Origin of the sequence: Thermoactinomyces sp. CICC 10521 (assembly GCF_016055135.1) — a bacterium.
Classification (GTDB): domain Bacteria; phylum Bacillota; class Bacilli; order Thermoactinomycetales; family Thermoactinomycetaceae; genus Thermoactinomyces_A; species Thermoactinomyces_A daqus.
On record NZ_JAECVZ010000027.1, the window covers coordinates 1 to 13,218 of the forward strand.

14 protein-coding genes and 1 CRISPR repeat array are annotated in these 13,218 nt (G+C 47.1%); of the genes, 8 read left to right on the forward strand and 6 right to left on the reverse strand.

Annotation, left to right across the window (positions count from 1 at the left end; translation table 11 throughout):
• Positions 1 to 327: 327 nt before the first annotated feature.
• Complete coding sequence (locus I8U17_RS14595) at positions 328 to 963, forward strand: TetR/AcrR family transcriptional regulator (RefSeq protein ID WP_198059672.1); 636 nt, start codon at positions 328 to 330, stop codon at positions 961 to 963.
• Positions 964 to 966: 3 nt separating this feature from the next.
• Here I8U17_RS14595 and I8U17_RS14600 read toward each other — a convergent pair whose 3' ends face one another.
• A complete protein-coding gene (locus tag I8U17_RS14600) occupies positions 967 to 1,119 on the reverse strand; it encodes a hypothetical protein (protein WP_198059673.1) in 153 nt (50 codons plus the stop codon).
• A gap of 506 nt (positions 1,120 to 1,625) precedes the next feature.
• Between I8U17_RS14600 and I8U17_RS14610 the strand changes: the two genes are divergently transcribed.
• From I8U17_RS14610 to I8U17_RS14625, 4 genes are all read left to right on the forward strand, one after another.
• Positions 1,626 to 2,861, forward strand: coding sequence for an MFS transporter (locus I8U17_RS14610; RefSeq protein ID WP_232331127.1), 1,236 nt, complete (start codon positions 1,626 to 1,628; stop codon positions 2,859 to 2,861).
• A gap of 75 nt (positions 2,862 to 2,936) precedes the next feature.
• On the forward strand, positions 2,937 to 3,263 hold the full coding sequence (locus I8U17_RS18860; protein ID WP_198059674.1) for a MarR family winged helix-turn-helix transcriptional regulator: 327 nt from the start codon (positions 2,937 to 2,939) through the stop codon (positions 3,261 to 3,263).
• Between the two features lie 307 nt (positions 3,264 to 3,570).
• The gene (gene hisJ, locus I8U17_RS14620; RefSeq protein WP_198059675.1) at positions 3,571 to 4,605 is read left to right on the forward strand and encodes a histidinol-phosphatase HisJ; all 1,035 of its coding nucleotides are present in this window, start codon (positions 3,571 to 3,573) and stop codon (positions 4,603 to 4,605) included.
• Positions 4,606 to 4,961: 356 nt separating this feature from the next.
• Positions 4,962 to 5,204: a hypothetical protein gene (locus I8U17_RS14625; RefSeq protein ID WP_198059676.1), complete on the forward strand. Its 243-nt coding sequence runs from the start codon at positions 4,962 to 4,964 to the stop codon at positions 5,202 to 5,204.
• Between the two features lie 242 nt (positions 5,205 to 5,446).
• Here the strand turns inward: I8U17_RS14625 and I8U17_RS14630 are convergent, their stop codons facing one another.
• A complete protein-coding gene (locus I8U17_RS14630; RefSeq protein WP_198059677.1) occupies positions 5,447 to 5,809 on the reverse strand; it encodes a hypothetical protein in 363 nt (120 codons plus the stop codon).
• Between the two features lie 147 nt (positions 5,810 to 5,956).
• Between I8U17_RS14630 and I8U17_RS18435 the strand changes: the two genes are divergently transcribed.
• Entirely contained in the window at positions 5,957 to 6,253 is a 297-nt protein-coding gene (locus tag I8U17_RS18435; RefSeq protein ID WP_033101283.1) for a TetR/AcrR family transcriptional regulator, read from the forward strand.
• Between the two features lie 454 nt (positions 6,254 to 6,707).
• Here I8U17_RS18435 and I8U17_RS14640 read toward each other — a convergent pair whose 3' ends face one another.
• Positions 6,708 to 6,890 (reverse strand): hypothetical protein, encoded by a 183-nt coding sequence (locus I8U17_RS14640; RefSeq protein WP_198055105.1) that lies wholly within the window; start codon positions 6,888 to 6,890, stop codon positions 6,708 to 6,710.
• A 215-nt stretch (positions 6,891 to 7,105) separates the two neighbouring features.
• Positions 7,106 to 7,514: direct repeats of the CRISPR family, unit length 37 nt; unit sequence GTTTCAATCCTCCCACCGGAGGTGTATCTATTGATTC.
• A gap of 421 nt (positions 7,515 to 7,935) precedes the next feature.
• Here I8U17_RS14640 and I8U17_RS14645 point away from each other — a divergent pair.
• Positions 7,936 to 9,576, forward strand: coding sequence for an ATP-binding protein (locus I8U17_RS14645; RefSeq protein WP_198059678.1), 1,641 nt, complete (start codon positions 7,936 to 7,938; stop codon positions 9,574 to 9,576).
• Positions 9,539 to 10,237 (forward strand): response regulator, encoded by a 699-nt coding sequence (locus I8U17_RS14650; RefSeq protein ID WP_033101287.1) that lies wholly within the window; start codon positions 9,539 to 9,541, stop codon positions 10,235 to 10,237. Before I8U17_RS14645 ends, I8U17_RS14650 begins: the two co-directional genes overlap by 38 nt.
• A 123-nt stretch (positions 10,238 to 10,360) precedes the next feature.
• Here I8U17_RS14650 and I8U17_RS14655 read toward each other — a convergent pair whose 3' ends face one another.
• Genes I8U17_RS14655 through I8U17_RS14665 form a run of 3 tightly spaced genes read right to left on the reverse strand, consistent with a single transcriptional unit; the run spans position 10,361 to position 13,119 of the window.
• The gene (locus tag I8U17_RS14655; RefSeq protein ID WP_033101288.1) at positions 10,361 to 11,407 is read right to left on the reverse strand and encodes an ABC transporter substrate-binding protein; all 1,047 of its coding nucleotides are present in this window, start codon (positions 11,405 to 11,407) and stop codon (positions 10,361 to 10,363) included.
• A 25-nt stretch (positions 11,408 to 11,432) separates the two neighbouring features.
• On the reverse strand, positions 11,433 to 12,290 hold the full coding sequence (locus tag I8U17_RS14660; RefSeq protein ID WP_033101289.1) for an ABC transporter permease: 858 nt from the start codon (positions 12,288 to 12,290) through the stop codon (positions 11,433 to 11,435).
• A complete protein-coding gene (locus I8U17_RS14665; RefSeq protein WP_198055108.1) occupies positions 12,265 to 13,119 on the reverse strand; it encodes an ABC transporter ATP-binding protein in 855 nt (284 codons plus the stop codon). Before I8U17_RS14665 ends, I8U17_RS14660 begins: the two co-directional genes overlap by 26 nt.
• Positions 13,120 to 13,218: the final 99 nt, after the last annotated feature.

Here is a 13,218-nt window from a genome sequence, read left to right on the forward strand (position 1 = left end):
AATAGGTCACATCAGGTTTACTTTATCTGTATATATCCTAGAAATATACAAAACCCCATTCCTTTTCCGAAGAAAAGGGGGGGGTTTGTCATCAATCTCTGTCCAGGATTACTGGACACTTTTTTTGTGAAGAATCGCCGGTCGGTCGCGGGACCCGCTTCGACGCATTCTGATGGTTGGTCGGGGTATCCCGTTCCCCTTCCAAAGTTGCTTAGACTTTCACCCCGGGTTGTGCCGGCAAGTCATGGTCGTTTTTATGGCATAGGAGGATGCGGTTGACAAGCAGTCCAAAACCGAATACATTTTCCCTAGTGTGAGGTGAAGACCATGTCCAAGTCTGTACAAAAGGAAGGAATGACTAGCCGGGACCTTCAAGCCGCCAAACGCCGGAAACAACTTCTTCAAACAGCAAAAAAACTGTTTGCCGAGAAAGGCTACCATAATACTTCGACCAAAGAGATTAACCGGGCCATCGGAATGGCCGACGGACTGATCTATCACTACTTCTCGAAGGGTAAACTGGAAATTTTGCATACAATCGTACAAGATTCCACCGAAGGGAAGATCCAACATCTCGAAAAAGCCCTGAAAAATATGGACGCCGATATGCCCATCCGGGATATGCTGTTAAAAATCGCGCACATCATTGTAGATAATGCCGACAATGAGTTGATTGTCATCCTGATCAGGGAACAGCCTTTGTTGACGGATGAACAAACCGAATGGCTGACCCGGACGTTTGACACCGTTATCGGACAGCTTAGCGTCCTGCTCGAGAAAAGGATGCTGAAGGGAGAACTTCGCCGGTTGAATTGCAAACTGATGGCCCGCCAGTTTGTCAGCAGCATACAAAGTTACCTGATCGAGCAGACGATCCTCGGTGGTGGTAAACACCGGGATCAGACAGAGTCGGACAAGCACCTGATGGAACTCATCGATTTTTTGTTAGAATGCTGGCGTTAACGATTATCTCCCAGTTGAATCCCGGCCCTTTGCAAGCCTTGGTACCCGATGGTCGCCGGTCCGATCCTGCTGCCGTCTCCAAATCGAGGCGATCAGCGAACGGCCGGATTTGTTTTTCCATGACTGCCCGTTCCGCTCACCGTATCGTTTTCGCATCAACATTACCCGTTTCATTTCCCGCAAGGGAGCAGCGGAGCACGGCCACACGATCCCCCAATCTGAACACAGCCTGCATTTCCCCCGATTTCAATCACCGGCCCGCAAAATTCTTGCCCCAAAATCAACGTGTACTTTTGCAATCCACTGATCATGAAACACCGCACATCCGACCCACCAATTACACAGCACTTCACTTCTTCCGAGTTTTTCCACACTCCTCTAAAAAACATCCCATTTTTCATTCACCTTAATCCCTCCCTGAATCAATCTTCCCTGTTATGGAAAACAGCCGGACCGATCCCTGATCCCCTCCTGCTGTTCTTTCTTCCCGATGCATAGACACGCTCAATAATGCAAAACTATAATCATCATCCCGGCAAAATCGACCATTAAGAACTTCTGAAAGGATGGAAACCATGTCCACCAAGCATTCTGTGGTTGAAAACGCGCCATTAACGTCATTTCATAAACGGCTGACCTTGTACACGAGCGGAGGCCCTTTTTTGGATGGATACATTTTGAGCATTATCGGTGTGGCATTAACCCAGATCGAACCGGAGTTTCATTTAAACGCCTTTTGGACCGGAATGATCGGTGCCTCTACGCTGGTCGGGCTTTTTTTGGGCGGCCTGGTGTTTGGATATGTAACCGATCTGATCGGGCGTCATGTCATGTATACCATCGATCTGGTGGTGATCATGATTTTTTCCGTCTGGCAGGCATTTGCCGATGGGCCGCTGGAACTGTCCATCCTCCGGTTTTTGCTGGGAATTGCCGTCGGGGCGGATTACCCGATCGCCACCTCCCTGCTGGCCGAGTTCGCTCCCCGCAAGCACAGGGGAGGAATGTTGGGCGTTTTGCAAGCCAGTTGGTACCTGGGCGCTCTCGTCGCCTATCTTGTCGGCTATTTATTGTTACTACTGGGTTCCGGAGCCTGGCGCTGGATGTTGGCAAGCAGTGCGCTTCCGGCCTTCATTCTCATCTTCATGCGCAAGGGAACGCCGGAATCGCCCCGCTGGCTCTTGAAGAAAAACCGCATCCGGGAAGCCCGCGAAGTCCTTCAAGAAGTTTACGGAACGGATGCAGACATCCATAAATGGGAAGCGCAGGGCAAAAAAACGCGATTCAACAAGCTGTTTCAGGGCGGCTATTTGATAAGAACCACGTATATCGGCTTATTTTGGATGATTACGATTATCCCCTCATTCGCAATCTATACGTTCGGCCCTGAAATCATGGAATCAATCAATCTCAACAAACCGGAATTGTCCTTTATCGGAACGGCGGTAATCAGTTTCTTCTTTTTTATCGGCAACATCCCCGCCTTGCTCTTGCTCTACAAGATCGGAAGGCGTCCCCTGATTATCGTCTCTTTTTTGGTCATGGCCCTGGGATTGCTCCTCGTCGGCCTTTTTCCCAAGGGTCCGATCTGGATCACGATCATCGGGTTTGTCATCTATGCATTTTTCACCGGCGGCCCCAGCGTGTTAACCTGGATCTACCCCAACGAACTTTTTCCGACAGAAGTGCGTGCCACGGCGGTAGGGGTGGCCACGGCGATCAGCCGGGTCGGATCGTTCATCGGAACCTTTCTCCTCCCTTATGCACTTCGCTCGATCGGCATCGGCCCGACCGTACTGATCGGCGCCGGTTTAACTTTTATCGGTGTTCTCATTTCCATTGCATGGGCCCCCGAGACAAAAGGAAAAACCCTTGCCGAAGCCAGTACCGTGGAGTAGAAGCAGAAGCGCGATGAAAAGAGAGAAGAGGGGTGAAGTAACCCCTCCCTTTTTTATTGACTAACGATACAGAAGTTGAAAGAAGAACAATTATCATTACTTGCCAAACAGATATCGGACCTGTTTTCTCAAATTTATTATCATTGTCATTCTAAACTATATGCGATTCCGCTTACTCACCAGGCAGTTCGTGCACTTCAATACGTTGCGCTCAACCAAGCAAGTACTGTACAATCAGTCGCTGAATATTTAGGATGTGCATCGAATACAGCTTCAGAAATATTACGCCGATTATCCGAAAAAGGGCTTCTTATTCGTCAGCGTAATAAAGAAGACGAAAGGGTAGTCGAGTTGAGAGTAACAGAAAAGGGATGCCAAGCATACAAGAGCATACGGGTTTAGCACTTGATCAACTTAAAGATGTTTTGAAATCCATGCCGGAAGAAAAACAAGAGTTGATCAAAAACGGATTGGAACTTATCCTATTTTATGTAAGAAAGGGAAACAACAATGACAATCGTTAAAATCCTTGTTTCCGCTATTCTTATTGCCATCGTCACTCAGCCAGCCACCTATAATCCAAAATTAAGCGGGTGGATTGCTGCTTTTCCTATGATTAGTATGCTCTCACAAATTTGGTTAACAGTTCAAAACGAGGACAGATCAAATATTATAAACTTTCTCACGAGTATATTATGGGATTGATTCCATGTACTATTTTGTTAGCTACAGTCCTGCTCAGCCTGAAAAAGAATTTTCTGTTCCCCGCAGCCATCTTGCTTGGCATCTGTACCTGGACTTTATATACATTCATTTATCAACGGGTTGTTCAATAAAAAATAAGATGGACCCAGCGGGAGCAAATCTTCCGCTAAAACCACCCATTCCCCATGAATCCCGTGATCTACGATGGAGAGGAAAAAACATGAAAATAGATGGACATACCCACACCCACTATTGCCCACACAGTTCTGGAAAAGAAACAGCAAAATATATTGAAAGAGCAATCGAATTAGGATTTGATATTTATGTACTGACTGAACATCCCCCCTTGCCTGCTTCGTTTTGTCGCAAGCTTCCTTATCCTGAAGAGGTGGTTACTGCATTAGCCATGAAAGAAACAGAATTGGATTCATACATAAAAGAAATGCATCAACTGAAACAAAAATACAAAGATCAAATACAAATTCGTGTAGGACTAGAGCTGGATTATTTACCTGACCAACCTGATTGGACAAAATACTTACTGAAAGAGTATGCGAATTATCTTGATGAGACTATTCTATCACTTCATTTTCTTAAAGGAACGAATGGTTGGAGATGTGTAGATTTAACCCCGGAGGACTTTGAAGAAGGTTTAATCAAATACTACGGAGATTTTCATACAGTACAAAAAGTATATTATCAAACTTTAAAAGAAGCTGTTTGTCTGTTCCACCCCTCACGAGTAGGCCATCTCACTTTATGTCAAAAATTTCAGCATTACTTCATTAATGGGCGTCATGTTATGGAAGAGGCTAAGGAGGAAATACTTGATATTCTATCTATCACTAAGCGGAAAGGCTTATCGTTAGATTTTAATACAGCAGGGTTATATAAAAAATATTGCTTAGAAACATATCCCTCAGAATGGATTGTAAAAGAAGCTCTTAATCTCGGGATTCCACTTATTTTTGGATCTGATGCTCACGCAATGGATCAAGTAGGAAGATCATATGATCTATATGAAAAAGCAATGGATTAGCTTTACACACACAGCTCCCATTGGAAAAGAACGTACTGTTAAAAAATAAAATAGCTCCCCGAAATACCCGGGCAACTACTTCAAATCTAGAGAAAATGATTAAATATTCTTGGTTGGGCATCCTTTTTCGCCGGAACAGTCTGAGATCCTTTAATTGATATTTAATTGAGGAGCCTGTGTATGCATGAATTAGCACCCTTACCCTAAAATGGGTGCTTTTTTAATTCATCTTGTGAAGGGGAAAAGGTAACAAAACCCAAATTCACTTCCATTCGGCGACTGCTTTGCTAGTATTTCGCTACAAATGACTTTACATCTTTAAATTGAATTGATCTTCCGTTAAGGAAGAGAATGCGATGAGCGAAAAGAGAACAAAAAGAAAAAATATTATGAAAAAAACAAGGGAAATATGGGATGATTGGAAAGTGACGAGTAATATTCTCCGGTTTCTATTCTTATTTATTGCAGCCGTCGGCTCATTTGGGATGGCTATTGGCTTTCCAAAAAATTGGTCCAGCGATATCGATGCACCCATGATCAATTCATTAGTGTCCATCTTCGTGACTGTGCCAATTACCTTATTGACCGGGGCGGAATAATTTTGGTTACCGCTTATTCGGCCAAATTGAAAGAAACTATTTCAAATTGCCCAAGTATGCGTTTCAGGCAGCGAACACAAAAAAATGACTCGAAAAACCATAACGGCAACTCCAGTCCATATACGGAAAACCCAGGGATGACACGCTCATATTCATCCTGAGCATCTGTAATGGCCAACTTAGAACGAAAACAGCGAAGCCTGCTGGATAACGGATACTTTACGCGGGGGCGCAATCCGTTTTTAGTTTAAAACTGTGAGCCTAGCACTGCCAGTACAATCTTGCGTTTCACAATGAAGAACCAGACGATAAGTACCCACAGGAACATTGGCCTCAAAATTAGCATCGGAATATCCACCGTAACGGAAAGGATAATTGGAATCCCCTACTGAGAGATACCATTCAAAACCTGAACCGTTATTTCCTTTATCTACTTGGATTTTGACATGATACCCCGCCGGAACATAAAGTGCCCTGGTTTGCTTATACACATCGCCGTAATTCATCCCCACAAAAGATGAATCATAGGTTGAAGCGGCTACCGGCGAAGCCATTAACCCGACTGCTACCAAGAAAACAAATAATCCCCCTAATACTTTTTTCATCGTGCATCCATCCTTTCTCTTCCTCAAGATTCAAAAACCTACCAGTCAGTATATATAAACCGACTAGTTGGTTTATCTTTATTTTAACCATTTTCTGTGTCATAATCAATACGCAAATTAAAAAATTACGAAAATAGGGGATATTCCATGAAACATCAAGAGATGACGGAACGTACAATTCGAAAACTGATGGACGCAGGGATTGTTTTGTTTGCCAAGTATGGCTACAGCAACACCAGTATCAACCAGATTGTTAAGGAAGCCGGACTATCCAAAGGCGCATTTTATGCTCACTTCCCAACCAAAGAGGATTTCTTGATGAAGGTGCTCCGCCATGACCTGTCAGTACTTGCTCAAGTACAAAAAGAGCTGGCTGATCAGATGGAAGAATGGCGACAAGACCTTACGCGGTTGTTTGAAGTGATGAAGAAAGAAAACTCATAGGCAGTCCGCTTGATGCAAGGACGCTGGCGACTGCCGCAATGGCATTGTTCAACGGGTACAATGTGCAACATTACATTGATGATCGGATTGACATTAAAGAAATCCTGCCAGTATTTATTGAGCTGTTACAAGTTCAATCTCCTAAAGAATGGTCAGCATTCATATAAGTTGGCCTTGGCTTACTGATGCTCAGGATAAATATGAGCTTGTCATCCCTGAGTTTCCTGTATAAACACGAATGACTTGAGTTACCTTTATGGTTTCTCAAGTCATTTTTCCGTTTTCGAACAATTAGTGGCAAAATCGGCGTTCGCTACCTCCATCCCACTGCGGACGTCCTTTTTTTCGATCCAAAGGAGGGATTTGATGCGACCACTGGTAACTTGGGAACAGTTAAGTGTGATCTTGGCCAGGATCCCTATTATTGTTGAGTCTCCTTGAAGCGGGTGATTTTTTATTTCTTCGGAAAATATTTTTCAATTCGTTTTCGTGCCTCTTCCTGAATCTTTTGATACCCCGGGTCTTCCCTCCATTCTTTGTGAATCCGCTCCCGTTCCAGTTGATGCTTGGCGCAAACGATATCCGGGTAATCAAAGCTTTCTCCACAAACCCGGCAGAAGTAGACTCGGGGCTTCATTCATCTTCTTCCTCCTCTTGGATTTGTTCCGCCATCGATAAGCTTGTTTGCTTCTTTTTTTATCCCTTCTCGATTTCTTCCCGTTCTTGTTGCAATTCTTCCTCGGTTTCTTAAATGTTCATCAGTCTGTGTTTCAAACATGTCTTATAAAAACAGATAAGGCCCACCCTCAAAAGAACCTTTGACGGCAGGACAACTGACTCACTCCCTGGAACGTTTCGATCCTCTTACCGGGGGTGTATCTATTGATACTACTCAACTTGTTCAAGCTAATGACATTAATATTGGAGAGTTTCTATCCTCCTACTGGAGGTGTATTTATTGATTCCATTGATCATGCTTTGGCATCTTGTGCAAGGTTTTATAGTTTCAATCCTCCTACCGGAGGTGTATCTATTGATTCGACGAAGCCACCTGAGCCAAAGCGGAAGACGAAAAGTTTCAATCCTCCCACCGGAGGTGTATCTATTGATTCGGATGATATGGATAACGAGGATCTGTATCGATTCGTAGTTTCAATCCTCCCACCGGAGGTGTATCTATTGATTCTCCCGTTGGGCCGGGGTTTCCTCCCCGTCCCCAAAAATGTTTCAATCCTCCCACCGGAGGTGTATCTATTGATTCGGCGTTCACTGTACTCCTTAATTTTATTGGGCTTATTCGTGGTTTTCCGAACATCTCCCCGATTTGCCCAGGTTTCAGGCTTTTTTGACTGGATAACCTCCGTCCAAAAAGTCTGGGAGCCCTTTATTTTTGCGGACTTTGGCGTTTCCGAACAACCCTTGGGTCTTTTTCGAAGCTTCCGGTGTTCGCAAATGCCGGGAGAGAATTTTTCTTATTTTATTTTCAATTATAAGTTATCCATTTTGTTATTCGCAACCCAGCCTGACTGAAAGGACGGGGCTGATCTGCATTCCAATTTCGCCCGGGCGCAAGCAGGAATCCCGTAAAAATCCCCCCTTCGATGTTTTAATCTCTTTTGATTGTGATAATATTATTTGAAATATTATTAACAATATTCCAACCAATTATAACGAGGTCCATGATGAACTTCTCCCTTAAACCATTTTCGTTGCGGACAAAAATTAACATATTGGTGCTGCTGATCGTCGGTTTCGTGCTGATTCTGGTGATGTCGGGCCTGTCCTGTAACATTATCCAGTCGCGGTTTGAGGAAACCGGCAACCGCGCCCTTCTCCTTGCCAAAACCGTCGCCGGCATGCCGCAAATCCGGAATGCGTTTCTCCAAAAAAACCCTTCCGCGCAAATTGAACCGCTCGCCGAGGAGATTCGCAGGAGAACGGGGGCGGAATTCATCGTGGTGGGCAATATGCATCTCATTCGGTACAGCCATCCCAATCCCGCAATGATCGGCAAGAAAATGGTCGGCGGGGATAATCAATACGTATTGCACGGAAAAGAGAGCATCACCCAGGCTGCGGGAACACTCGGTCTCTCGATTCGCGGCAAAGCGCCGATTTTTGATGAACACCGGCGGCAAATTGGGGTCGTGTCCGTCGGTTTCCCCGTGCAAAATATATGGAACGATATTTTTGCTTCGATCAAGCACCTGGGGATGGTGGCCGCGATCGGACTGGTATATGGCTTTATGGGTGCACATCTGCTCTCCGGACACATCAAAAAACAGCTTTTCAACATGGAGCCTCATGAGATTGCCTTGCTCTCCCAAAAACAGCACGCGATTATGGAATCAATCCGGGAAGGAATATTGGCCGTTGACCGTCAGGGCAAAATCACCGCCTGCAATCAGGAGGCCAAGCGGCTCATCGGTCTGGAACCTGACTGTGACATCATTGGCCAACCGATTCGCCAGATTGCTCCCAATTCCCGGTTGCCCGAAGTGCTCGAAGAAGGAGTCAGCCAGTTTGATCAGCCGATGATCATCCATAACTCGCTGATCATTGCCAATCGGGTGCCGGTTCTGTTGAATGGACGGGTCATCGGTGCGGTTTCCACTTTTCGCGATAAACTGGAATTGGACAAAATGAATCAGCAATTGAATGATGTCCGTCACTACGCGGATGCCTTGCGCAGCCAGCGACACGAGTTTTTAAACCGCCTGCATACCATTTCGGGGCTCATTCAAATGCAGGAGTATGAGCTTGTACGCGAATTTATCAACCAGGTCAATGAGGAACAACAACATCTGATCGAATTTTTCATGTCTCGCATCCATGATCCAGCCGTGGTCGGAATTCTGATCGGCAAAATAAACCGTGCCAAGGAGCTTGGAATACAATTGACCGTTGATCCCTCCTCCCATCTGCGGGAGCCATGCCCTCATCGGGAGGTGGTTATCTCCGTTCTGGGAAATGCGATTGAGAATGCTTTGGAAGCGCTCGCAGAAATGCCTGACAGGAAGGAAAAAGCGCTCGTTTCCGTCTATATCAACGACCAATCCGATTCGTTGCAGATCCGGGTAACGGATAACGGCCCCGGAGTTGATCCCGAACTGGGACAGCACATTTTTGAAAGCGGGATATCCACCAAAGGAAAAAATCGTGGCTTCGGCCTGGCCATCGTCTCCCGGCTGGTAGCGAAAGCCGGGGGAAAGATTGCCATGATTTCCGCAAATTCCGGGGCGACGTTGGAAGTGAACTTGCCAAAAGAAGAGGTGGTCATCTTTGATGCCGACACCGATCCGCGCCGCCGTTGTCGACGATGACTTTATGATTGCCAGATTGCACGGCAAATTGGTCGAATCGCTCCCCGACTATCAATGGATCGGCACAGCCCACAATTATCGCGAAACGCTCGATCTGCTGGAGAAGCAAAAGCCGGACCTCCTCTTGTTGGATGTTTACATGCCGGATCAGTCCGGTCTCGAAGTTCTGCGAAGCATCCGTTCGCACAACTCTCCGTGTGATGTGATCCTTGTGACGGCGGCCAAAGAGCTGGAAGTGGTGGAAGAAGGGTTTCGCCTGGGTATTTTTGATTATTTGATCAAGCCATTTGACCTCAACCGGCTGAAAAAATCCTTGGAAAAATATTTGTTGTTCCGAACCCGCCTCGCCAAATCGAATCAAAAGTTCATCGACCAAATGGTGGTGGATGATCTCAAAAAATTGCGCTCGGTCACCCATTCGGACAGATCCTGGCAACAAAAAGGAATCGATGTTCGGACATTGGAACGGATCCAAGCTTGTCTGGCCCGGTCAAACGGGTTTCTCAGTGCCGATGAAGTGGCTAAACTGGCCGGTGTGAGCCGCTCGACCGCCCGTCATTATTTGGTCTATTTGGCGGAAGAGCAGCTCGCCGAGGAGCAGCTGGCGTACGGAACGGTAGGCCGTCCCCAGTGCTTGTATCGCCTGAAATCCCCCAAGTGACTTTTCTTCTCCAAAAACGATCAATCCACCCGGGATGAAAGTCCAAAAGAGGATTGGACAAACATCTTCCCCCCGACAGATCAGCCCCGTTGGAACAGATGTCCGGCGGGGCTGAAAACCGGGTTATTGGCCTGCTTGATTTGCCTTTTCAACGAATTCATTCGTATAGGTCTCTTCCAATTTCACGTGCGCCTGTTTCAGCTTCGGCTTAAAGGCAGACAGTACTTCATACACTTTGGCCGGGCCGTCTTCCGGCATCTTTCCGTCCGGGGAAAACATGGACATGCTGCGGGACAGCGCGCTCACATACATCTGTTTGTCCCCGGCATAATACGCTTTGGGCAGCCGGCTGGCGATTTCTTCCGGCTTATGGGTTTGCATATAATTCAGCGTCTTGCTGAATGCATTGACCAATTTTTGCACAGTTTCCGGATGGGACTTAATGTAGTCCGATCTCAAGTAAAGACAGGCCGCCGGATAATCCCCTCCAATCGCCTGCCTCGTCCCGCCGGGGGTCGACATGTCCACAAGGGGCACAGCGAGATGTTTTGCCTGCAAAAGGGAAACCGTCGGTTCGGTTGTAACTGCCAGCCCGATTCTTCCCTGCTGCATGGATGCGATCAGCGTGTTTCCGGCACCGACAGGAACGGGAATGTAATCTTTTGACGTATATCCACCCTTGACAACAAGATAATTAGCGAGAAAGTTGGTGGAAGCCCCGAGCCCGGTCACGCCGATTTTCTTGCCCTTGAGATCACGAACCCCCTTGATTCGGTCTTTGTCCTTATTGTCAACCATCAAGGTTTCACCCGGGGTGATCCCCAACTGAATGACTGACTTCAGGTATTTTCCCTTCGACTGCAAATCGATCGTATGATCATAGAAACCGACCACGGCATCAACCTGTCCGGCAACGAGCGCCTCCTCCGCCGATTGCCCGGATCCTTGGTTAATCAGTTCAACATCAAGCCCTTCCTGTTTGAAATAACCCAGATTTTCAGTCAGTTTCGCCGGCAGGTAGATGATTTTTTCCATCCCGCCAACCATAATCTTGATTTCGGGCGGCCCGGAACCCTCCGGATCGGAAGAACTGCAACCGGTTGTCAATAAAGGGAGCATCCCGATCAGCGTTAAAACGGCTGCCAGTCTTTTGGTCAGAATCTTTCTCACTTCATTTCCCTCCCTTTTGGATGATTTACTCCTGCTTTACATGACGCCAGGCGATAAACCGCTTTTCCAGACAACCCACAGCCCAGTCGGCGATCAGCGCGGTAACCGAGAGCAGAACCATGGCCGCAAATACCCCGGTTGTGTCAAACGCCCCCTGCGCCTGGGAGATCAAAAAGCCGAGTCCTTTGGTTGCACCGATGAATTCCCCGACGACCGCCCCGACCAGCGCAAAGCCAAAACTGGAATGCAGGCTGGAGAGAATCCAGGTCAGCGCCGAGGGGATAATCACATGAAAGGCCAGTTGTTTTTTGTTGGCGCCAAGGAGCAGGGCATTGTTCACCAGATTTCTGTCCACTTCGCGGACTCCCTGAAATGCGTTGAAAAAGACCACAAAAAAAGTGAGAGTTACACCCAACGCAACTTTGGAGGACATATCCAGCCCCAGCCACAGAATAAAAATCGGCGCCAGGACTACCCGGGGCAGAGCGTTTAACATTTGAATGTAAGGACCGAAAATAACGGACAAAACTTCGCTCATGCCAAGGGCATATCCGGCAATCACCCCGAGAATCACTCCAAGCACAAAAGAGATGATCGTCTCTTCAAACGTGACGAGAAAATGGATGTACAACGGTCCCTGGCTCGTCCCGTTCTGAAACCAGTCCGCAATTTGCAGCAAAATCGCCTTGGGACTGGAAAAGAAGAACGGGTCGATGATTTTCCAATCGGCCAGCAGCTGCCACGAACCGACCACCAGAACAAATACGGCAGCTTGCAAGGCCAAGTTGCGAAAGCGGCGTTTGACCGCCTTGGCCCGCATTTCGCTCCGCCGGGAAACCTCCTCAACCGAAGCGGTACTACCTGGACTGATAAGATTGCTCATAGCTGATCATCACCTCGTCGCGCAAATCATTCCAGATTTTCTCGTGCAGTTTCAGAAACTCCGGGTCGAAACGGATTTCGGACACATTTCGCGGCCGGGGCAGATGAATGCGGTAGTCTCCTTTAATGGTTGCCGACGGCCCGGCAGTCAGGACGATCACCCGATCGCTCAGGGCAATCGCTTCCTCCAGATCATGGGTAATAAAAACGACGGAGGCCGATGTCTCTTCCCAAATCGTCAGCAATTCATTTTCCATCAATGAACGGGTATGAACATCAAGGGCGGAAAACGATTCATCCATCAGCAGGATTTGCGGTTGCACGATCAGGCATTGCGCCAAAGCAACCCGTTTGCGCATCCCGCCCGACAATTGGTGCGGGTAATGCTTTTCAAATCCTTTCAAACCGACCCGCTCTATCCACACTCTGGCCTCATCATAAGCTTCAGCCTTGCTAATTCCGCGTAGCCGAAGGCCGAGCGATACGTTATCTATCACCGTTTTCCAGGGAAAGGTATTGTCGGTTTGAAACACACAAGCAGCTTGTTTGTTCAACCCCTGCAGCGGTTCCCCCTGAATTTTGACCGTGCCGCCCGTCGGCTGTTCAAACCCGGCGATCAATCCCAATGTCGTCGATTTGCCGCATCCCGTCGGCCCGACAAACGAACAAAATTCCCCTTTGGCCATCCGCAAATGGAGATCCCGCAAAACGGTATGAACTTCACCGGAAGGTTTGACATACTCTTTCGTCACCCCGGCCAGTTCAATCATCGGCGGCTCTGCACCGCCCGTTTGTTCATTTTGGATTGGATCATTTTCCGCTAAACGCAATTTCCATCCTCCTCTCCTGTACGAAAGCGCTTTAATTTGAATTCTATATAACATTCTTATTGTTTTGTATATTTAGTCGAAAAGTGTGAAATAAACAAT

Excerpts from the sequence above, each read along its gene's own strand:
- I8U17_RS14595 (WP_198059672.1), top strand. The coding sequence starts at position 328 with ATGTCCAAGTCTGTACAAAAGGAAGGAATGACTAGCCGGGACCTTCAA.
- I8U17_RS14600 (WP_198059673.1), bottom strand. The coding sequence starts at position 1,119 with ATGCGAAAACGATACGGTGAGCGGAACGGGCAGTCATGGAAAAACAAA.
- hisJ (WP_198059675.1), top strand. The coding sequence starts at position 3,571 with ATGTACTATTTTGTTAGCTACAGTCCTGCTCAGCCTGAAAAAGAATTT.
- I8U17_RS14625 (WP_198059676.1), top strand. The coding sequence starts at position 4,962 with ATGAGCGAAAAGAGAACAAAAAGAAAAAATATTATGAAAAAAACAAGG.
- I8U17_RS14630 (WP_198059677.1), bottom strand. The coding sequence starts at position 5,809 with ATGAAAAAAGTATTAGGGGGATTATTTGTTTTCTTGGTAGCAGTCGGG.
- I8U17_RS18435 (WP_033101283.1), top strand. The coding sequence starts at position 5,957 with ATGAAACATCAAGAGATGACGGAACGTACAATTCGAAAACTGATGGAC.
- I8U17_RS14640 (WP_198055105.1), bottom strand. The coding sequence starts at position 6,890 with ATGAAGCCCCGAGTCTACTTCTGCCGGGTTTGTGGAGAAAGCTTTGAT.
- I8U17_RS14645 (WP_198059678.1), top strand. The coding sequence starts at position 7,936 with ATGAACTTCTCCCTTAAACCATTTTCGTTGCGGACAAAAATTAACATA.
- I8U17_RS14650 (WP_033101287.1), top strand. The coding sequence starts at position 9,539 with ATGCCGACACCGATCCGCGCCGCCGTTGTCGACGATGACTTTATGATT.
- I8U17_RS14660 (WP_033101289.1), bottom strand. The coding sequence starts at position 12,290 with ATGAGCAATCTTATCAGTCCAGGTAGTACCGCTTCGGTTGAGGAGGTT.